The sequence below is a fragment of the Rathayibacter rubneri genome (assembly GCF_023743255.1).
GTDB classification, from domain to species: domain Bacteria; phylum Actinomycetota; class Actinomycetes; order Actinomycetales; family Microbacteriaceae; genus Rathayibacter; species Rathayibacter rubneri.
The window spans coordinates 1-20,381 of the sequence record NZ_JAMRYM010000068.1; the positions used below are offsets into that span (position 1 = coordinate 1).

Sequence of the window (20,381 nt, forward strand, 5' to 3'; positions counted from 1 at the left end):
GCGGGGGAGCGTGCACGCGGTCGGCGGGTGAGCCCACTCTGCTCCCGACCGGTTTCGCGCGCCGCGCACCCGTGTAAATTCGCCGTGACGCGAGAGGACGTTCTGCATGGCCTACCTGCTCGCGGATGCGCTCCGCGACCCCCGCCTGTCGGCCGCTCTGCCCGTCGTCATCGCCGGGGGCCCCGAGGCCCGGCGCTCCCTGATCCGCTGGGCGCACGCGAGCGAGCAGCTCGACGTGGGGCCGCTCCTCCTGGGCGGCGAGCTCCTGCTGATGGAGGGTGTGAACCTCTCGCTCGAGCAGGATCCGGCGGAGTGCCGGCGGTATGTGGAGTCCCTGGTCGCGGCCCGGATCGGAGCTCTCGCGATCGAGCTGTCGCCCCGGCTCCCCGCCGTGCCGGAGCCGCTCGTGGCCGCGGCCCTCGAGCACGGCCTGCCCGTCCTCTCGCTCTCCCGCCGCGTCCCCTTCGTCCAGGTGTGCGAGAGCATCAACACGGCGCTCACCGAGCAGAAGTTCCGGAGTCTGCGCCTGGCGGACAGACTGTCCGGTCTGCTCGGCGAGGCGGCCGCCGCCGAAGCGGGTGTCGAGGAGCTGCTGCGGGTCGTCGCCACCGAGACCGGAGCGAGCGCCTCCCTCGTCTCGCCGACCGGCGAGCCGATCGCGCGGGCGGAGCCGGGCCGCGGCGTCGACACGGCGCGCACGGCGGCCGCGTTCTCGGGTGTCCTGCGGGCGGGCGACTCCCTGCTGGGCACCCTCTACCTCCGGGCGCACGCCGACGCCGACGTGCACTCTGTCGCCGTCGCGCTGGACCGCGCTCCCGATGTGCTCGCGATCGCGGTCCTGCGGCACCGCCCGCCCGCCACCGCCGAGCGCCTCGCGGCGCAGCTCGTCGCCGTGCTCACCGCGACCGAGCAGCCGCCGTCAGTGGATCTGCAGGTCGACGCGTTCCTCGAGCGACTCGGCGCCGACGGGCGCGAGCGCTATCTCGGGGTCTCGGCCGACGCCGGGCACGACGAGCGCTCGCTGCAGGAGGTGCGCGGCGCGCTCCGGGCCGTGGCCGAGTCGGAGCCGGTGCTGAGCGTCGTGGGCACCGAGCTGCTGGCCCTGCTGCCCTTCGCGAGCGCGGCGGCGATGGAGACGGCCCGAGCGGTGCTCCTCGAGGGGGTCGAGGGAGCGGGGCCCGTCTGCGTGGGCAGCGGCATCGGCGATCAGCGCTCGCTCGCGCGCGAGCTCGCCGAGGTGCGGGGAGTGCGGGAGTGGGCGCTCCCGGGCCGGGTCGTCGACGCGCGGCAGCACCGGCTCGAGCGCTTCGCGAGCACGCTGCGCGACGCCCCCGCCGCCGATGACTTCGTGGAGGACCTCCTCGGCCCCCTGCTCGCCCAGCGGCCCGATCTGCTGGCCACGCTCGAGACGTACGCGTCGCTCTGGGGCGGCAAGACCGCCACCGCGGCGGCCCTGGGCATCGGGAGGCAGACCCTCTACGACCGGCTGGAGCGGATCGAGGGCCTCCTGGGCCCGCTGGACGCGTCGCCCGCGCGCACCCGCGCGATCATGACGGCGGTGTTCCTGCACCGGGCGAGGGCGGCGCTCCCGCGCTGAGCGTGCGGCGCGGGAGCGCTGCCGTCACTCCTTCTCGGCGACGATCTCCGTGTCGGTCTCGTCGGCGCGCTCCCGCAGCTCGTCGGCCATGGCGCCCGCGCCCTCGGCTCCGTGGTCGTGGTCGACCTGCTCGACGAGGCCGCTCAGCTTCTCGTCGTTGCTCGCGTCCTCCGCGCCGTCCATGACCGGACCGGTCTGCTCGTTCTCGCTCATCAGTGGCCTCTCTCGCCGCGTCCTCGGAACGGCCGCGGGACTCCGACGCTACGGGCCGCCTCCGCTGGGCGCTCGACCTTGACGGGCGGAGCGCGCCGTGGGAGGGCGGGCGACGAACGGCCCCGTCCGCTCCGCAGCGGGAGAGGACGGGGCCGTTCGAGCGGGCGCGGCGCTAGCGGAGCGTGATGGTGACCGGAGCGCTGATGCCGGTGTTCCCGGCGGCGTCGGTCGCCCGGGCGGTGAGCGGGAAGGTCCCGCGCAGGCCGGCCGTGGTCGTCGTCAGCTCCCAGGTGGTGCCGGTCGTGGACGTGGCGTCGCCGACCTTCAGGCTGCCGAGGTAGAAGGCGACCGCGGTGACCGCGGTGTCGTCCGTCGCGGTCACCGTGGCGGTGGTGATGCCCCTGATCACGGCGCCCGAGACGGGCGAGGTGATCGCGATCTCGGGCGCGGTGGTGTCGACAGCGGGCTGCTCGGTCGCTCCGGGCTCGGTCGGAGCCGGGATGGGCGTGGTCGAGGTCGGAACCGGCACGGGGACGGTCGAGGTCGGCGTGGGCGTCGGCGTCGGCGTCGCGGTGGGAGTCGCCGTCGCCGTGGGCGAGGCGGTCGGAGCGGCGGTCGCGGTCGCGGTCGCCGAGGGGGTCGGAGCGGGTCCGCCGACCTTCGCCGCGTGGGCTCCGGCGGTGTTGCGCGAAAAGGCGGAGCCGTCGATGTCGCGTGCGGCGGGGGACGTGGAGCCCCAGCCCTCGACGAGAGCCTCGTCGCCGTCGACGAGGCGGAGGTCGCCGGTGTCCTCGGAGACGAAGCGCGGGCTGCCCTGGATGTTGCCCTGCGTGTTCAGCAGCGCGGGCGCCTTGCAGAGCTTCGTGTTCCACGACGACACGATGGTGTTCGTCATGGGGCTGTCGCACGCGGCGAGGTAGCTGACGATGTTGCGGTCGAAGACCGTGTTCGTCGCGCCGCCGACGCGGAGCGATCCGTCGACGAAGGTGTTGTTGCGGATGAGCAGGTCGCTGGCCGTGACCTCGCGGAAGTCGGCGGCCGAGCCTCCGCGGCACTGCGCGGTCTTGACGACGCAGCTCTGCACGAAGTTCGACTCCACGGTGATGCCGCTCATGCCGTCGCCGGCGCCCGGCGAGAAGATGATGCCCGCGTTGTAGCAGTTCGAGAGGGTGTTGCCGCGGAGGGTGACGCCGGTGCTCTCGAACACCTGGATGCAGTCGGCGTGGAGGCCGTTGTTCTTGTCCTGGTCGTAGTCGCGGACGGTGTTGCCCTCGATCAGCACGTCGGACGCTCCGCCGACCTGGATGCCGTCGATCGAGGACCCGTTCTCGAACAGCGAGTCGCGGACGACCGCGCCGTCGTTGCGGACGAAGAGCCCGCCGCCGTCGAAGTGGGCGGACTCGATGCTCTGGTTCGCGCCGTAGAGGTAGAACGTGGTCGACACGGCGATCTCGGACCAGACGATGTTCGCCACGTAGCTCTTGACGCGGGTGAGCACGGGCGAGGCTCCGGGGGCGGCGGTGACGACGAGGGGCTGGGCCGCGGTGGCCTTCCCGCCGCGCAGGGCCGCATCGGGGTAGGTGCCGGTCGTGAGGTAGACGATGCTGCCCGCGGGGGCGCTCTGCACACCGGTGGGGAGGGTGCACGGTGCGGCCTGGCTGCAGGCGGTGCCGGTGCCGGTCGGGGACGTCCAGCGGTCGGGCACCGCCGCGGTCGCGGCGGGAGCGGTGATGAGCGCCGCCACGAGGACCACCAGGGCGAGGAGGACCGCGCTCAGGGATCCGCGCGGCGAGGTCCTGGGGAGTGCTGGTCCGGCGAGTGCTGCTCCGGCGGGTGCTGGTCTGGGCATGGGTGTCGTCCGATCGACTCGTGAGGGCGAGGGCGGTGCCCGGGGAGCGAGGAGGACCTCGTGATCGTTCGGCGGCCCGGGGCCGCACCGGTGAGGGTGCGGCCCCGGCGTACGCGTCACTGCGTTCCGGGCGGGCGGTGCGAGTGGCTGTCGTGCGGTGGAGGGGCTGCGCACTGTGCTGTCAGTGCTGGTCGTGCGTGTGCTGCGTGCTGGTCGTGCGTGGTCGTGGGCGTGCGTGTGCCGGGTGCGTCGGGTGGAGCGGGTGCACCGGGCCGGTGCCGGTCGGCGTCTCGTCGGCAGGGAGGGCCGACGACCGTCCGGTTCGGGGCTGAACGGAGAAGGGGAAGGGGGTTTCGACGCCTAAGTTAGCGGCGCGAGGTTTCCATTTCGTGACGGATCGGGACCGTTCCGGCACCGACACGCCGAGGCCGTACCCCCAGAACGAGGCGATACGCCGCGATCGTGGAGCGCGCGATGGCGTCCCACTCGAGTTCCGCCAGATCGGCGCGCTCGGGGGCCTCACGCGTGTCGAGCCACTCGAGCGCCTCGTCGAGGACCGAGCGGTCGAACGCGCCGCGGTAGAGGCGCACCCACTCCGGGCCCACGAGCGCCGCCAGCTCGTGCATCGACCCGAGATCCGGGACGAGGACGGGGCGATCGGCCGAGACGGCCAGGATCGCGGATCCCGAGTTCTGGATCGCCGAGTAGGGCAGCACGACGAGGTCGCTCGCGCGCAGCCAGAGCGCGATCCGCTCGTCGCTGAGGAAGGCGAGCTCCAGGCGGATGCGGGGATCGCCGCCGACGGCCTCCTCGATCACTCCGCGCAGGGGTCCGCGCGCCGGGTTGCCGGCGACCGCGAGCAGCGTCCCGTCGTCCTCGCGGGCGCGGAACTGCTCGATCAGGGTCGGGATGTTCTTGTACGGCCGGATCTGGCCCACCGACACCACGAGGCGGGCGTCGGGGTCGAGCCCGAGCGCCGCACGGGCCTCGGCGCGGCTCGGCGAGAAGTCGTAGTCGTGGCGGTAGTGCCCGTGCGGAGTGACGAACGCCGGCACGTGGGCGAGCTCCGGGTACGAGACGCGGATCGCCGACACGCCCTCCTGCGAGAGGCAGATGATCGCGTCGAGGTTCTCGGTCAGCAGTCGCCGGTACCAGTTCCGCAGGAACGGGGTCGCCCGCTCCTCGTGCGAGGTCACGTTGTGCGCGGTCCAGATCAGGCGCGTGCCGCGGAGCCGGGCGACTCGGAGAAAGCCGAAGAAGAAGACCAGGCGGGCGACGACGCGGTAGCGGCGGATCCCGCTGAGGAACGTGAGGTCCGGCCAGTGCAGGTGCACGATGTCGATCTTCGAGGTCAGCAGGCGGAACCACGAGAGGTCGCGCACGAGCGCGCCCTCGGCCGTCATGGCCGTGTAGAGGCGCGCGTTGTAGGGGTTCGCGTACCGGGTGCGGAACGCGGGCTCCGCCTCGACGACGAGGCGCCGGCTCGCGGCGCTCTCGGGCGTGAGGAGGCCGCGCAGCCGGGTGCGCAGCCGCGAGCGGAGGGTGCGGGTGCCGCCGGCGATCATCGGGCCGCCTCCGTCGTCGCACCGGTGCCGGGGACGCGGCCGAAGAGCGTGCGCTCCGCCTCCGGGTACCCGACGCGCCAGTCGGCGCGGCGCTGCCAGACCTCGGTCCACGCCCGGCGCTCGCGCCGCGTCGCCGTCTCGAGCACCGTCCGCACGAGGGCACCGGCCTGGAGCAGGGCGATGCCCGCGCGGGCGGGCAGCGGCTTCCAGGCGAGACGGATCATCGTGGCCTTGCCGGCCATCACCATGCACATCTTGCGGCCCGAGTTGCCCTCGGTCGCGGCGTCGCGCGTCGAGGCTCCGACGTCGTGCACGATCACGGCGGTCGGCACGATCACGGGTGCCAGACCCGCGCGGCGGGCGCGGATCGAGAACTCGGCGTCCTCGCCGTAGAGGAAGAAGCGCTCGTCGAGGCGGCCGACGCGCTCGTACTGCGCGCGCTCCATCAGCAGCAGGCAGCCGGTGATGATCGGCACCTCGCGGACCGTGTCGCGCTGCCAGCGGCCGAGCGACTCCGGATCCAGGAGCGGGTTGCCGCGGAAGGCGGTCGAGAGCATGGTCGCGTAGGTCAGGAGCGACCACAGGCTCGGGGCGCCCCAGCACGAGGACGGATCGACGGCGCCGTCCGGGCGCAGGGTGCGTCCGCCGTAGACCCCGTAGCGGGGGTTCGCGACGGCGAAGTCGAGCAGCGCGCGGAACGAGCCGTCGAGCACGAGGGTGTCCGGATTCAGCAGCAGCACGTAGCGCTCGGTCGCGGCCGCGACTCCGCGGTTCACGCCGCGCGCGAAGCCGAGGTTGTCGCCGGCCTCGATCACGGTGGCCTCGGGGTGCGCCGCGCGGACCGCCTCGGCGCTGCCGTCGACGGAGCCGTTGTCGACCACGATCACGTGCGGGGGCGTCGGAGCGTCGCCCCGCGGGATCGAGTCCAGGCAGGCGAGCGTCTTCTCGCGGGTGTTGTAGCTGACGACGACGATCGCCAGGCTCGTGTCGACGGTGGTCGTGCTCGCGGACCCCGTCGTGCTCGCGGACTCAGGCACCGGGCGCCTCCGGTCGCTGGCCGATGACCTTGGCGGGGACGCCGCCCGCGATGCAGTTCGCCGGGAGGTCCTTGGTGACCACCGCTCCGGCGCCCACGATCGCGCCGTCGCCGATCGTCACTCCGGCCGTGACGACCACGTTCGCTCCGAGCCACACGTCGCGGCCGATGACGATGTCGCGCTCGACCTTCGCCTGGTCCATGACCGGCGTGCCCTGCACGATGCCGTAGTTGGACGCGGTGACCGTGACGTTCGGCGCCAGGAGGCACTTCTCGCCGAAGGTGATGCGACCGGTGGAGTTGCCGGCCCACACGAGCGAGTTCTCGCCGATGTGGGTGCCGGCGCCGATCGTGATCCGCTCGGCGTTGCGGAACGACACGTTCGGCGCGAACGACACGTCGGCGCCCCGGGTGAGCCGCGGCACCTGGTCGGCGTGGCTGTACGCGTGGAAGTGCAGCAGGCGCACGGCCTGCAGGTACGTGCGCACCTTGGTGAGGGTGCGCAGCGGTCCGCCGCCCTGGCTCATCGGGTCGTTCCGTTCTCGGAGGAGGGAGTGGTGGGGGAGGGGGAGGACGTGGCCGGAAGTGCGCCCGCGGGCGCCTCCTCGGGCCAGTCGACCGGCGGCACGCCGAGCTCGTGGAGCGAGCGCACCACCGAGTCGACGAAGGCGCGGGAATCGAGGTCGGCCCTGACCTGCACGGCGAAGTCGAGGCGCTTGAGGTAGGAGCTCGAGAAGAGCGCCGCCTCGTCCGTGGGCTCGGTGGTGGGCCACAGGGTGAACGCCTCGACGAGGGCGTGGCCGAAGTAGCGCGGGCGGAGGAAGACCGGCAGGTAGGACGCGTAGCCCTGCCAGTCGCGGACTCCGCGGGTGATGCCGGACTCGCCGGTGACGCTCGCGTGCTGGATCTGCTCGTGCACCGAGGCGATGCTCTCGTGCAGGCCGAGGCCCACGGGGATCGAGACGCGCGCCATGGTGATGTGGTTGCGCTTCTCGGCCGTGCGGTCGCGCTGGGGCGAGATGGGCACGAGGGTCGCGATCTCGCTGCGCTCGGGGTGCATCGCGGCGAACGCGTGCAGTCCCAGGGCGACCGTGAGGTCCGACAGGGTGCCGCCCGCGCCCCGGGCGGCCGCCTTCGCCGCCTGCACCGGCACGGTGATGATCGCGGCGTCCTTGGGCTTCACGGTGCGCTGGACGAGACCGGAGCGGCGGATCCACACGTCGCGCGGGCTGCGGATCAGCCGGCCCCCGACGCGGCGCAGCCGCTTCTTCAGCGGCTTGCGCTTCCAGTCGGCCCACTCCTCGGCGAAGGAGTCGTAGGACGAGGCGATGGTGCGGCGCGCGGCGATCGCGAGGCCCAGCGGCCCGCGCGGAGCCGGGGGGTCGTCGGGGAAGCGCAGCGGGCGCCCGCCCGACGGCGCGACGTCGTACGGCTTCTCCTCGGTGAAGGTCGTGAAGAGCATCAGGCCGAACATGCCGTCGCCCATCACGTGCTGGATCCGCATCGGGAACGCCAGCTGACCGGTCGAGAGCTCGACGACGAGGATGTCCCAGAGCGGGCCCTTCGGATCCATCGGACCGTTGAAGAGGCCGGTCAGCAGCTCCGTCCGGCGCGGGTCCCACTCGACCACCCCGGGGTGGAAGCGCACGTGGTCGCGCACGTCGACGGAGTCGGCGAAGACCCAGGAGGGGGTGAAGAGGCCGAGGGGCGCCCGCACGAGGCGCTGGCGCTGCGGCGGCGAGGCGACGATGAACCGCTCCCACGCGGTGAGGACCAGCTCGCGGTCGAGCGAGCCGTCCTCGCGGCGGAAGGGCGCGCTGTCGACGACCATCGTCGCCACGGGGCGGGCGGCCTCGAACGCGATGGCGTTGCTGACGAACTTCTCGTCGAGCGTGCGCAGGGGCTCTGCGTGCGCTCGACCGGATCGACGGGGGGTGCGGGTCATGATCGGGCTCCCTGGCGGCGGGTCGGAGTCGGGTCGGTCGAGCGCGTCGTGCTCACCCGGCGTCGGGCGCGGTGCTCGCGGCGGCGGGCAGCCGGAGCGGCGTCGGCGGGAACTCGTCGACGAAGACCGAGCCGGACAGGCGCAGGTGGCGGGAGCGGAGGTAGCCGCGCAGGATCCCCTCGAGCATCGCGAGCTCGTCGCGCGCCCCGCGTCCGCGGCGCTTCGCCGAGCGCACGAGGCGGCGACCGCTGCGGACGGCCAGCGTCGCGGTCAGGCGCGCGCCGATCAGCGGCGACAGGCGCCACCACTTGCCGACGAGGGCCCCGAGCCCGAGTCCGTAGCCCCGCATCAGGCGGCGGTAGGCGGACGGATTGCGCGTGTTGACGTGCAGCACGACGCTGTCGGGCACGAAGACGGCCGTGCCGCCCGCCTTGAGCGCCCGGCAGAAGATGTCCAGGTCCTCCGCTCCGGCGAGGAACCGGCCTGCGCCGAGCACCTCGTCGAAGCCGCCGAGCGAGAGGAGCGTGCTGCGGCGGAAGGCCATGACCGCGCCGTGGCCGGCGTCGAGGCCTCTGACCGCGGTGCGGTAGACGATCCGGTCGGTCGGCGGCACGTCGGTGTCGACGAGGGTGTGGTCGAGCATCCGGCCGGTGGCCACCGTGACCGCCGGATCGGCGAACGCGTCGATCAGCGCCTCGATCCAGCCGGGAGTCGGCGAGCAGTCGTCGTCGGTGTAGACGAGGATCGCGCGCTCGCTCGCCGCGAGGCCGACGTTGCGGGCGATCGAGAGGCCCTTCACGTCCGTCCGCACGTAGCGGGCGCCCGCGGCGAGGGCGACCTCGCGCGTGCGGGAGTCGGTCGAGGCGGAGTCGACCACGATCACCTCGACGGCGGGGTCGGTGCCCGCGGCGATGGCGGCCAGCGCCTCGCGGAGCATGTCCGGTCGCTCGCGGGTGCAGAGGATGATCGAGACGTCGCTGGGGCTCACGGGTGGTCGTTCCTCGGGTGCTCGGTGGGGAGGGCGGAGTCGTCCTGCACGAGCCGGATCGCCGCGCGGTAGGCCTCGACGAGGTCGATGCTCGCCCGGTCCCAGGTCAGCTGGCTGCGGTTCGCGAGGGCGGCGCGGCGCATCCGCGCCAGCAGCTCGCGATCGGAGGAGACCAGGTCGAGGTGGGCGGTCAGCGCCTCCACGTCGCGCGGCTCGTGCACGAGCCCCTGCACGCCGTCCTCGAGGTTCGCCCCCGCAGCGGAGGAGACGAGCGGCACGCAGCCGGCCGCCTGCGCCTCGGAGGTCACGAGCGCGCTGCCCTCCTCGATGGTCGGCAGCACCAGCACGTCGGCCTCGAGGAACACGCCCGCCGCGTCGGGGGTGAAGCCGCGCAGCTCGACCGACGGCTGATCGAGCAGGCCGGCGAGGCGGTCGCGGTACCCGGGGGTGAAGTCGCCGTAGACGAGGAACCGCCCGACACCGCTCGCCCGCGAGGCGCGCCACGCCTGTAGCGCGTAGAGCAGGCCCTTCCGCGGCTCGATGCGGCCCATGTAGACCGCCGTGAAGACGTGGTCGGGGTCGTCGCGCGGATCCGGATCGATCACGCGCTCGGTGTCGACGAGGGCGCCGTAGCGGTGCCGCAGGAGCTTGCGCGGGGAGAAGCCCTTCTCGAGGAAGGTCTGCTCGACGGAGGCGGAGGGCACCAGGATCGCGGTGGCCGAGGACCACTCCCTCTCCTCGCGGCGCAGGCGCACCGCGTTGTACGTGTGCGGGGAGCCGGGCGGCGGCGTGATGCCCAGGCGCTCGTACTCCTCCATGACCACCTCGAAGGCGTGCGCGGTGTGGGTGTTCGGCGCCTCCCGGACGGACGGCACGCCCCGGCGGACGGCCTCGTCGAACGTGCGGGCCGAGCCCCACGGCCAGCCGTGGACGACGTCGTACTCGCCCTCGGCGAGGATGCGCGCGGTGACGCGGTCGTGGTGCGCGATCGAGCGGCTGCGCCCGAAGAGGCGGTGCGGGAGCCGCACCCCGCCGACGGTCAGCGTGGTGACCGCGCGCGCGACGGGGCCCAGGGGCGCCGCGATCGAGGCGGCGACCACGGTGACGCGGTGGCCCGCGTCGGCGAGGGCCCGCACCTGGTGCAGGGCGGTCCAGCCGATCCCCGGCGAGCCGATGGCGTGCGGGAACGAGTAGAGGATCGACAGCGTCGGCTCGGCGCCGTGCGCCGTCACGGGAGGCGCGTCGTCCGCGCCGTCGCCGGGGGTCGCGGGAAGGTCCTCACGGGTCGCTGGGCGGTCGTGGTGGTCTGCGGCAGGCGTGGAGCACTGGTGCTCATCATCCATGCGTCTCCTGTCGTGAGGGCGGCGCGCTCAGGAATGAACAAGGACTACCATCCTCGTCCATCTGAGAGGAACGCAAGTCCGCACCCGGCTCGGCGGGTCGGACGTCGGCGAGACTTAACACAGTCGCAATACTTCCGGCATCGCTGTGCGGTGGGTTATGGTCACAATGAGTGTGTCGGGGCACCGCACTCGCGGGGTCCCGGTTCTCTGCCCGTTCCGACCCCCTCGCAGGCATGCCCGGAGGACGGAGCGAGCCGAGCCCACCCGGTACCGCCCCGTGCGGTGCCGTCGCCCCGTGCGACACCGTTCAGATCCGCCACACGCACCAGGTCCGTCCTCGTCTCCAGACGTCGACAGCCACACCACACCGTTCCGCCATTACCGCCGTGATGGACGGAGGCGTTGCTCCATCGTTTGCAGCAGCAGTGCAACCTCCGAGCACGCGGCGCGTCGCCCGAGGTCCTACACCTCGCCGTCTGGAAGTCGAGACCGAGATGTCCGTCCCCCTTTACCTCCGAGTGCTCTGGAGCTACAAATGGCTCCTCGCCTTCGGCCTCGTCGTCGCCGTTCTGGCCGCGATGGTGGCCGGCTACACCGTCAAGGACGGGGAGATCGTCTCGCGCGCTGAGGCCGCGTACCGATCCGACACCACGATCCTCCTGGGCGGTGGCCAGGAGAACCCGTTCCAGGCGATCGAGCCCGGGCAGGCCATCACCGAGGGCCAGTCGGAGGCCCAGCAGAACGACCTCACCAACACGGCGGTCATCTACGCCTACCTGGTCAGCGGATCCGAGATCCGCGCGCAGGTCGAGGCGGCCATGGGCCCCCTCACCGACACGGAGGCGCTGAGCGCCGTCCGCCGCACCACGCAGCCGGCCGGCACCGAGCAGAACCCGGGCCGCTTCAGCCTCCCGATCCTCTCGATCGTCGGCGAGTCGACCGACCCGGACCGCGCCGTCCTCATCTCGCAGACCGCGTCGCAGATCTTCCAGGCCTATGTGGGCGCCCAGCAGGACGCCGCGGGAGTCGCTCCCGAGCAGCGCGTGACCCTGTCGGTCACCGACCAGGGCAAGGCCGTCGAGCAGGAGGGGTCGAACCCGATCATCCCGATCGCCATCACCGGCATCGGCGTGTTCCTCGCGTTCATCGCCCTCGCGTTCATCCTCTACAACATCCGCATCTCGCGGGAGCGCGTCACCGCGAACCGCCAGAGCCCGCGTCGCGGCGAGTCCTTCCGCCGCGGTCCGGCCCTGACCGGCGCCCCCGAGGGCCAGCGCTCGGCCGGTGCCATCGGCTCGGCCGCCGAGAACCCCGCCGGGGCGGGGGAGCTCGCCTCCTCCGGGAAGCGCAGCGCCACCTGACGCGGACTCCTCAGATGAGCACCAGCACGAGAACGAAGCCGGTGAAGGGGGCCCCGCTCCCGATCCCGGGCAACGACGATCCCTACGCGGGCGAGATCCTCGTCCGCCGGACCTTCACGATCCGAGCGGCCCTCGCGACCCTGCTCCTGGCGGGGGTCGCGGTGGCGGCGGTGTACTACCTCAACCCGCTCCTCGCGGGAGCCGCCCTCTTCGGGATCTCCTTCCTGTACCTCACGCGCAAGCTCGTCTTCAACTGGACCGGCGCGTTCATCGTGCTGCTCGGCGTGATCATGTTCATCCCGGTGCGGTACTACTCCCTCCCGATCCCGATCGGCTTCGCTCTCGAGCCCTACCGGCTCGTGATCGTGCTGATGGTCGTCGCGGCGATCGTGGCCCTCCTGATCGACCCGAGGTTCGTCTGGCGCCCCGCGGCGTTCGGCTGGCCCCTCGCGATCTGGGTGGGCACGAGCCTGCTCTCGATCGCCGCGAACGTGGAGTTCATCGCCGAGGGCGGCCTCGGCAGCGGAGTCGCCGGTGCGATCGTCACCGATGTGCTGATGCTGTCGGTGTACTTCGTCGCCCGCCTGATGATGCGCAGCGAGCACCTCGTCGAGGGGGTCCTGACCTTCCTCGTGTGGACGGCCGTGGTCGTCGCGTTCTTCGCGGTCCTCGAGCGGGCCACGCAGCAGAACATCTTCACGCGCCTGGACCAGTTCCTCCCGCTCGAGCGCCTCGGCGCGGAGCAGGAGGCGTACCGCGCGGGCGGCTACCGCTCCTTCGGATCGTCGCAGCACCCGATCGCCCTGGCGGTCATGTTCACGATGATGATCCCGATCGCGGTCTACCTCTCGAAGTGGGCGCGCTGGCCGCTGAACGAGATCAACCGCCGCATCGTCTACTACGGCGCGATCCTCGCGTTGCTGCTGGGCGTCGTGACCGCGGTGTCCCGCACCGCGATCGTCACCCTCGGCGTGATGTTCCTCGTCACGCTGATCCTGCGACCGAAGGTCGGCGGATACCTCGCACTCGGAGCGATCCCCGTGCTGGGCCTGGGCTTCCTCGTCATCCCGAAGATCCTGACCGACATGATCGGCTCGTTCCTCGACCCCGAGGCGCTCATCGCGTCGCAGTACACGTCGGCCGGCATGGCCGGCGCGGGCCGCCTCGCCGACCTCGAGCCGGCGATGGCGATCGTGCGCGAGCATCCGTTCTTCGGCACCGGCGTCGGCAGCCGCATCGTGGTGGGCGACGACAAGAACGCGTTCATCCTCGACAACCAGTGGCTCGGCACGCTGATGGACGCGGGCGCCGTCGGCGTCATCGGCCTGGCGGTGCTGTTCCTGGTGCCGGTGATCATGCTGCTCCGCTACTCGTTCACGAAGACCAGCACGCCGCAGTACGCGAGCCTCGCGTTCGCCATCGCGATCCTGCTGATCGGCTACACGATCGCGGCCTACTTCTACGACGCGTTCGGTTTCTACCAGGCGTTCATGCTCTTCTGGGTCTTCCTCGCCATCGGGGCGTGGACGCTCACGGAGGCGCCGCGGAGCACTCCGCGCCGTCGCCTGGCGCCCGAGGACGCGGGGCACGTGTCGGCCTTCGTCCGGCCCCGTCCGCAGCCCGAGAACGGACCCGCGATCGGAGCCAGCCTCGGCGGCCCCTCGTCCGACCACGTGGTGCGCAGACCCGCTCCCATCGAGTCGTGAGCACGCGCGTCAGCGTGGTCGTGCCCGCGCACGACGAGGCGGCGGTGATCGGACGGCTCCTCCGGGCGCTCGTGGACGGCGATCCCGGGGGGCGCCTCGAGATCGTCGTCGGAGCGAACGGCTGCACCGACGGCACCGCCGAGGTCGCCCGCGCCGTGGATCCGCGGATCCTCGTCGCGGAGACCTCGACGGCCTCCAAGACCGCCGGGCTCAACGCGGCCGACGAGCTCGCGACGGTGTTCCCGCGGATCTACGTGGACGCCGACGTGAGCGTCTCGGCCGAGACCCTGCTCGCGCTGGGCGACGAGCTGGCTCGCCCCGGCGGACCGCTCGTCGCCGCACCGGAGTTCCACGTGGACACCGAGGGCGCGTCGTGGCCCGTCCGCGCGCACTACTCGATCTGGGAGCTGTCCGACTACCGCGTGAGCGGACTGGTCGGCTCCGGGATCTACGGCCTCTCCGAGGAGGGGAGGCGCCGCTTCGGCGCGTTCCCCGAGATCATCGCCGACGATCGGTTCGTGCAGCAGCTGTTCGCCCCCGAGGAGCGGCTGACCCTCGCGGGCCGGTCCTTCTCGGTCAAGGCTCCGCGCCGCATGCGCAACCAGATCAAGCGCACCGTGCGCATCGCCATCGGCAACGCGCAGCTCGCCGCATCCGGCCTGGTGCCCGACCGTCCCGCTCCCGCGGGCGGCGGCATCGCCGCACTGGTGAAGCGCGTCGCGCGCCGGCCCGCCCTGTGGCCGGCCTTCCCCATCTACTGCTACGGCTATCTGCGACCGCGCCTCGAGGCCCGGTCGATCATCGCTCGAGGAGGCGTACCCGAATGGAACCGCGACGAGACGACGCGCGCGTGACGGGGTCGACCCCCGCAGGCGGCTCCTCCGCCCGGCCCCGCGCCACCGACGACCAGATCGAGGCGGCGATCGACGACACCGCCCACACGACCGAGACCCTCGCCACCGACGCCATCGCGCAGTCGCCCACGGTCGGCGACGGGCCGAACCTGCCGCCGAAGAAGCCCGACTCCCTCGGGCACAAGGCGAGCCGCGGCGTCATGCAGACCCTCGGCGGTCTGTGGGGCAAGACCGCGATCCAGATGCTCTCGACCATCGTCCTGGCGCGACTGCTCGCGCCGAGCGACTTCGGTCTGCTCGCGATGGTCACCGCGATCGTCGGCGTCGCCGACCTCGTCCGCGACTTCGGCCTGACCGGCGCGATCATCCAGTCGAAGAAGATGAGCGACACGGTCTGGCGCTCGGTGCTGTGGCTGTCGGTCGCCCTCGGGATCGTCGGCACGATCGTCATCGCGGCCTGCGCGCCCCTCATCGCCGCCCTCTACAACGAGGACCGCCTGATCGTCCTGACGCTCGCCGTCGCGCCGACCCTCCTGATCAACAGCCTCTGCATGCCGCTCCAGGCGCGAGTGCAGAAGGAGATGCGCTTCGGCCTCATGGCGAAGATCGACGTCATGTCGATGCTCGTCGGCGTCGTGGGCTCGATCATCGCGGCGTTCCTCGGCTGGGGCGTGTGGTCGCTGATCGTGCTCCAGGGCGGGGCGCTCATCTACCGCTTCATCGCCCTCTGGGTCGCCGCGCGGCCCAAGTTCGGGCGTCCGCGCATCGCGCGCGAGGTGGTCCCGCTGGTCACCACCGGCGGCAGCATCTTCGGCGTGCAGCTGCTCAACTACGCGGCCCGCAACCTCGACAACGTCATCATCGGCCGCCAGCTCGGCGACGGCGTCCTCGGCCAGTACTCGCGCGCCTACTCGCTCTTCCTCCTGCCGCTGCAGCAGCTCAACGGCCCCCTGGGCCGCGTCGCGCTGCCGGTGCTCTCCTCGCTCCAGGACGACGGCGAGCGGTACCGCCGCTACATCCGCGGCGCCCTGCTGGTCGTCGGGTACCTCACGCTGCCGACGTTCGGCGTGCTCGCCGCCCTGTCGGGCCCCCTCGTCGAGCTCCTGCTCGGACCGCAGTGGACCGCCTCGGCGACGATCCTGTCGCTGCTCTCGATCGCCGGCATCGCGCAGGGCATCGGCAACGTGCAGGGCTGGATCTACATCTCGCTCGGCCGCGTGCACCGCCAGCTCGTGTACTACGTGGTCACTCGCCCGATCGTCATCGGCTCGTTCTTCGTGGGCATCTGGTGGAACGGCGTCGAGGGCCTCGCGCTGCTCTACGGCCTCACGACCCTGACCCTGCTGATCCCGGGCTTCTACCTGGCGATCCGCGGCACCTTCATCACGGGCTCCGACATCCTGGTGCCGGTCCTGCGTCCGGTGCTGGTGGTTCCCTTCATGTTCGCGGCCGCGTGGACGGTGGGCCAGTACACCGACCTGCCCGCGATCCTCCACCTGATCGTCGGCGGACTCGCCTCGCTGGTGCCGCTGGCCGTGGCGATGCTGATCCCGGCGTACCGCCGCGACCTCGACCAGATCCTGGCGTTCGTGAAGCAGGTCAGGAAGCCCAAGCCCAAGGGCCCGAAGACCCCGGCGCCCACCCCCGCCGCCGAAGGAGGCGCCGCATGACCCGCTCCCTCCGTCCGCTCCGGCTCGTCGCCGCGGTCGCCGTGGCCGCCGCACTGCTCGCCGGCTGCACGTCGTCGCCGGCGCCCGAGGAGTCGAGCGGTCCCGCGCCCGCCGGCGCCCTGCCGTTCGAGGCGGGCACGATCGTCGCGATGGGCGACTCCATGACGGCGGCGGTCGCCGCGTGCGGTCAGAACAAGCCCTGCCCGAGCGCCTCGTGGGCCACCGGCGAGGACGAGTCCGTCGACTCCATCGCGCGCCGCGCCGGCGAGGCCGTCGGAGCGGTGCCGACCATCGAGAACGTGGCCGCCAAGGGCGCGACCTCGGCCGAGATGCCGCGTCAGGCCGAGAAGGCCGTCGCGGCCGATCCCGACCTGGTGCTCTTCCTGATCGGGGCCAACGACGTCTGCCGCAAGCGCAGCAGCGAGATCACGACCCCGGAGGCGTTCCGCGCCGCCGTGGACACCAGCCTCGCCACCCTCTCCTCGGGAGCGCCCGAGGCCACCGTGTTCGTGGCCTCGATCCCGGACCTGCTCTCGTTCTTCGAGGTCGAGCGCACGAACCCCGAGGCCGTCGAGCGCTGGAGCGGGAGCTCGAACTGCAACTCGCTCCTGTACGAGCCCGCGAACGACGACGCCGAGTCCGTCGCGCGCCGCGCCAACGTCGACACCACCATCGATGCGTACAACACGGCGCTGTCCGAGGCGTGCGCGGCGGTCGCGAACTGCGTCTACGACGGCGGCGCGCTGCACGACTTCGACGTCACGCCCGAGGACCTCTCGGACGTCGACCACTTCCACCCGTCGCTCGCGGGTCAGGGTCGCATCGCGGACACGGCCTGGACGGCGCTGCTCGCGAACGCAGGCTGAGCGCTCGCACCACGCAGAACGCCCCCGATCGCCGCGTGCGGCCGGGGGCGTTCGTCACGGGTGCGGGGAGCGGAGTGCCGCCCCGACGCGTCAGGAGGTCGTCTGGCGCGTCGCGCCGCGGCTCCCGAGCACGGGGGCGGTCCGGCCCTTCCGAGCGCGCGCACGGCCCGGGGTGAAGCGGAACGGGGCGACGTCCTCGACGCGGCCGGTGGTCGCGCTGGCGGCCCGCAGCAGCAGCTCCGGGGTGAGCTCCTCCGGGGCCGCGGCGATCGCGAGGCCGCGACGGTCGAGCTCGCGGGCGATCTGGATCTGGTGGTCGTCGATGTGCTCGCCGCGCGCGACGAGGCGCGGCACCAGGATCGGCACCTTGCCCGCCTCGATGGCGGTGACCGCCGCCCCGGTGCCGGCGTGCGCGATGACGACGTCGGCCTCCTCGACGGCCTCCTGCAGCTCGTGGTGGGGCACGCTCGCGCGGCCCTCGATGCCGTACGACGAGACGTCGGCCAGACCGGTCTGCCAGAGCACGTCGGCGCCCTTCAGGAGCGGCACGGCGGCGGCGATCAGCCGGTCGAAGGGGTAGAGGTCCTGGGTGCCGACCGAGATGACGGCCTTGCCGATCCGGTCGACGGGCCGGATCGGCCCTGTGGTGAAGGCGTCGAAGATCGATCCGCCGAACTGCCAGCGCTCGTCGGCCCAGACGGGGTACTGCGAGTAGGTGTTCACCCCGGGGAAGCGCGAGACGATGCGGCCGGTGATCGACGGGCCGTCGGCGCGGGCCGCGCTCTCGATGTAGTGGCACTCGATCCCGCGGAGGGACGCCTCCGGCATGAAGGAGACGGCGGGGCTGGATCCGGTGCTGAAGACGGCGGAGTAGTCGCCGCGGTTCAGGATCCTGTGCGCCGTCAGCGCGTTCTGGGCGATGGGCATCGCGTCGCGAGGTGCGGCGAAGCGGCTGAACGTGACCCTGCGGTCCTCCAGGAGCGAGCGGCTGAGGCCGTTGTCGAAGGTCACCCAGTGCTGGTCGGCCGGGTCAATGCCGAAGCGGGACGCCAGCGTGAAGAGCTGTTTCAGGTGCCCTCCACCGGAGCAGACGAACAGGAACTGTGACATGGGGACCCTTCTCCTGACCGGGGGAGCCTGCTGGGCTCGGCGTCCGGAGGATGCTGTGTGTGGCGGCAGTGCGGGGGGTGGGGCGGTGTCGCGGTGTGCGGGAGCCGGGGCTCCACTGCTCTCTTCGGAGCCGTCGCAGCACCGGAGGGGGTTCCGGCGCGGGCCGGAGCGGGAGCGGTGCAGAGGGCAGGGGGGTGGGCCTGCGCTGCGTGGTGGTCGGTTCGGGTGGTGCTCGTATCGGGCGGGTTCGCTGGGGGCGACGTCAGGGTTCGACGCTGGCGGGCGGGTCACCGGCCGGAGTCCGCTCGTCCTGGGGGACGATCGCGCATCGGGACGCGATCGGACGGGCGGGCGGCGATGCCACCCCCACGATATAGAGGGGCCGACGAGATGTGCTACCCGGCTCCCTCCCCCTCTAGGGGGATTTACCTGCACACCCGGTCGGGTCACATTGCGGACGCGTGACCCGATCGTGCACCGTCGCGGTCGAGGAGGATGTCGAGGACCGTCGTGTGGCGTGCGGCCCACGAGTTGGCGTTCACCCAGCCCATGCGCTCCTCCTCCGACGCGCGGCCGGCGGCCAGGGCCTCGTCGATCACGGCGGCGAACTCGCCCATGGTCGGCACGATGCGGATGCGGTCGCTGATGCCGTGGATGGGCGGGAGGTCGACGGAGATGACCGGGCAGCCGCTCGCGACGTACTCGTAGAGCTTGAGGGGGCTCATCGCCTCGGTCAGCGGTGTGCGCCGGTGCGCGAGCAGGCAGAGCTCCACGTTGCGCATCGTCGCCACGAGCTCGCGCCGCCCGACGGAGTGGTGCAGGTGGACGTTGCCGAACCGGGCGAGCGGAGTGAGGTATCCGGGGTCGGGCTGCGGCCCCATCAGGACGATCTGCAGGTCCGGGTGCGCCGTCGCGACCGCGACGATGCCCTCGACGTCGAGGCGGTCGTCCAGGGTGCCCACGTGGAGGGCGCGGGGGCCGGGGATCCGCTGCAGCCACTCGGGCGCCTCGGGGACCGGACCGCTCCACTCCTCCGGGGCCACTCCGTTGGGCACGACCGCGTGCGGACCGGTCGGTGCGATGCGGTCGATGATCTCCTGCGAGACCGCTGTGACGGAGCGGCCGCTCGTCGCGACCCGTCGGTACGCCTCCTGGAACGCCGGCCAGTGGCTCTTCCAGCGGGTGGAGGTGGTCCAGTCGTCGCGGGCGAAGAACATCACGTGCTCGGCCCACTCGAAGGGCGCGAAGCCGGCGACGACGGGGCTCGTGGTGACCACGACGGGGCGCACCATCTCGAGCTCGTCCGCGAGCTTCGCGAGGCCGCTGTCGTAGGCGGCGTACTCGCGCTCCAGACCGGCGATGTCGGTCGGATCGGTCCTGCGCATCCGCAGCGGCGAGTGCAGGACCTCCAGCGGCGTCCCGGGGAAGGGCGCCTCCTTGCGCAGCGCCGTGCGCGCCAGCGACGTGGGGAGGAAGCGGAACGGGTTGGCGACGATGAGGCGGCCGACCTGGGGGCTCTCGCGCAGCGTCCGGAGGATCCGGTCCGGCGGGCGCATCATGCCCCGCGCCGCCGCGTCCGTGTAGGTCTCGTAGGAGAAGGTGAAGATCACGTCGCGCACGACGGTGGTATCGCTCACAGGGGGCGTCCTCACGCGAAGGTCCGGATGACGCGCGCGGGGACCCCGACGGCGACGGAGTAGTCGGGCACGTCCTCGCGGACGACGGCGTTGGCGCCGATCACGGCGCCGCGGCCGACGGTCACGCCCGGCATGATCACGGCGTTCTCGCCCAGCCACGCGCCGCGGCCGATGCGCACCGGGGCGATGCGGTCGACCGGCTGGTCGCGGATGAAGGTCTCGGGGTCCGAGAACCCGTGCGAGTGGTCCGAGATGTAGACGCCGCGGGCGATGCCCACGCCGTCCTCGATGATCACGCTCTGGACCGCCGTGATCGCCGTCATGTTCATCCGGACGCGGTTCCCGATGATCAGGGCCGGGGTGGGCGCGTCGTCGGAGGGGACCATCAGCATGCAGTTCGCGCTGATCAGCACGTTGTCGCCGATCGAGATGCGGCGGCCGTGGCCGGGACCGATGCGGAAGGGGAGGCAGATGCGCGACCCCTTGCCGAAGCGGTGGAAGCCGCCGGCTACCAGCTTGCTGAAGGCCAGATCGCGGGCTCGCTGAGCGAGGATCGCGAGATCCAGTCCGTTCACGGCATCAACTCCAGGGTTCGTGGGGCGGCGGGGCGGTGGGGGGATCCGGCCCGCCGCCCCACGAAC

Annotated in this window: 17 protein-coding genes; 6 read left to right on the forward strand and 11 right to left on the reverse strand. The window is 72.3% G+C overall.

From position 1 onward, the window contains the following. Nucleotides 1-106 precede the first annotated feature (106 nt). Entirely contained in the window at nucleotides 107-1,597 is a 1,491-nt protein-coding gene (locus NB037_RS13925; protein ID WP_251946665.1) for a helix-turn-helix domain-containing protein, read from the forward strand. A gap of 24 nt (nucleotides 1,598-1,621) precedes the next feature. Here NB037_RS13925 and NB037_RS13930 read toward each other — a convergent pair whose 3' ends face one another. The 8 genes from NB037_RS13930 to NB037_RS13965 all read right to left on the reverse strand — a co-directional run bounded on the left by NB037_RS13930 (nucleotide 1,622) and on the right by NB037_RS13965 (nucleotide 10,536). Then, a complete protein-coding gene (locus NB037_RS13930) occupies nucleotides 1,622-1,810 on the reverse strand; it encodes a hypothetical protein (protein WP_251946667.1) in 189 nt (62 codons plus the stop codon). 172 nt (nucleotides 1,811-1,982) lie between these two features. Beyond that, the gene (locus NB037_RS13935) at nucleotides 1,983-3,659 is read right to left on the reverse strand and encodes a right-handed parallel beta-helix repeat-containing protein (RefSeq protein WP_251946669.1); all 1,677 of its coding nucleotides are present in this window, start codon (nucleotides 3,657-3,659) and stop codon (nucleotides 1,983-1,985) included. A 365-nt stretch (nucleotides 3,660-4,024) separates the two neighbouring features. Next, nucleotides 4,025-5,224, reverse strand: a complete 1,200-nt coding sequence (locus NB037_RS13940; protein ID WP_251946671.1) for a glycosyltransferase family protein — start codon at nucleotides 5,222-5,224, stop codon at nucleotides 4,025-4,027. Next, nucleotides 5,221-6,261: a glycosyltransferase family 2 protein gene (locus NB037_RS13945; RefSeq protein ID WP_251946673.1), complete on the reverse strand. Its 1,041-nt coding sequence runs from the start codon at nucleotides 6,259-6,261 to the stop codon at nucleotides 5,221-5,223. Before NB037_RS13945 ends, NB037_RS13940 begins: the two co-directional genes overlap by 4 nt. After that, on the reverse strand, nucleotides 6,254-6,787 hold the full coding sequence (locus tag NB037_RS19665) for an acyltransferase (RefSeq protein ID WP_279308926.1): 534 nt from the start codon (nucleotides 6,785-6,787) through the stop codon (nucleotides 6,254-6,256). The genes NB037_RS13945 and NB037_RS19665 overlap by 8 nt, the downstream gene beginning before the upstream one ends. Continuing rightward, nucleotides 6,784-8,205 carry a wax ester/triacylglycerol synthase domain-containing protein gene (locus NB037_RS13955; protein WP_251946675.1) on the reverse strand — a complete coding sequence of 474 codons (1,422 nt, stop codon included), beginning with the start codon at nucleotides 8,203-8,205 and terminating at the stop codon, nucleotides 6,784-6,786. Before NB037_RS13955 ends, NB037_RS19665 begins: the two co-directional genes overlap by 4 nt. 52 nt (nucleotides 8,206-8,257) lie before the next feature. Beyond that, nucleotides 8,258-9,193 (reverse strand): glycosyltransferase family 2 protein, encoded by a 936-nt coding sequence (locus tag NB037_RS13960; protein WP_251946677.1) that lies wholly within the window; start codon nucleotides 9,191-9,193, stop codon nucleotides 8,258-8,260. After that, on the reverse strand, nucleotides 9,190-10,536 hold the full coding sequence (locus NB037_RS13965; RefSeq protein ID WP_251946679.1) for a glycosyltransferase family 4 protein: 1,347 nt from the start codon (nucleotides 10,534-10,536) through the stop codon (nucleotides 9,190-9,192). The genes NB037_RS13960 and NB037_RS13965 overlap by 4 nt, the downstream gene beginning before the upstream one ends. Nucleotides 10,537-11,030: 494 nt before the next feature. Between NB037_RS13965 and NB037_RS13970 the strand changes: the two genes are divergently transcribed. Genes NB037_RS13970 through NB037_RS13990 form a run of 5 tightly spaced genes read left to right on the forward strand, consistent with a single transcriptional unit; the run spans nucleotide 11,031 to nucleotide 16,993 of the window. Then, nucleotides 11,031-11,897 (forward strand): YveK family protein, encoded by an 867-nt coding sequence (locus NB037_RS13970; RefSeq protein WP_251946681.1) that lies wholly within the window; start codon nucleotides 11,031-11,033, stop codon nucleotides 11,895-11,897. Between the two features lie 14 nt (nucleotides 11,898-11,911). Beyond that, the gene (locus NB037_RS13975; protein ID WP_251946683.1) at nucleotides 11,912-13,603 is read left to right on the forward strand and encodes an O-antigen ligase family protein; all 1,692 of its coding nucleotides are present in this window, start codon (nucleotides 11,912-11,914) and stop codon (nucleotides 13,601-13,603) included. Next, nucleotides 13,600-14,457 (forward strand): glycosyltransferase family 2 protein, encoded by an 858-nt coding sequence (locus NB037_RS13980; RefSeq protein WP_251946685.1) that lies wholly within the window; start codon nucleotides 13,600-13,602, stop codon nucleotides 14,455-14,457. The genes NB037_RS13975 and NB037_RS13980 overlap by 4 nt, the downstream gene beginning before the upstream one ends. Further along, the gene (locus tag NB037_RS13985; protein ID WP_251946687.1) at nucleotides 14,454-16,127 is read left to right on the forward strand and encodes a lipopolysaccharide biosynthesis protein; all 1,674 of its coding nucleotides are present in this window, start codon (nucleotides 14,454-14,456) and stop codon (nucleotides 16,125-16,127) included. The genes NB037_RS13980 and NB037_RS13985 overlap by 4 nt, the downstream gene beginning before the upstream one ends. Continuing rightward, nucleotides 16,124-16,993, forward strand: coding sequence for an SGNH/GDSL hydrolase family protein (locus tag NB037_RS13990; RefSeq protein WP_251946689.1), 870 nt, complete (start codon nucleotides 16,124-16,126; stop codon nucleotides 16,991-16,993). The genes NB037_RS13985 and NB037_RS13990 overlap by 4 nt, the downstream gene beginning before the upstream one ends. 90 nt (nucleotides 16,994-17,083) lie before the next feature. On the opposite strand, the gene NB037_RS13995 is transcribed toward NB037_RS13990, so the two are convergent. The 3 genes from NB037_RS13995 to NB037_RS19670 form a co-directional block, all read right to left on the reverse strand. Further along, the gene (locus tag NB037_RS13995) at nucleotides 17,084-18,103 is read right to left on the reverse strand and encodes a glycosyltransferase (RefSeq protein ID WP_251946691.1); all 1,020 of its coding nucleotides are present in this window, start codon (nucleotides 18,101-18,103) and stop codon (nucleotides 17,084-17,086) included. 446 nt (nucleotides 18,104-18,549) lie between these two features. Further along, complete coding sequence (locus tag NB037_RS14000) at nucleotides 18,550-19,740, reverse strand: glycosyltransferase family protein (protein WP_251946692.1); 1,191 nt, start codon at nucleotides 19,738-19,740, stop codon at nucleotides 18,550-18,552. 11 nt (nucleotides 19,741-19,751) lie between these two features. Then, nucleotides 19,752-20,315 carry an acyltransferase gene (locus tag NB037_RS19670; protein ID WP_308202079.1) on the reverse strand — a complete coding sequence of 188 codons (564 nt, stop codon included), beginning with the start codon at nucleotides 20,313-20,315 and terminating at the stop codon, nucleotides 19,752-19,754. Between the last annotated feature and the right edge of the window lie 66 nt (nucleotides 20,316-20,381).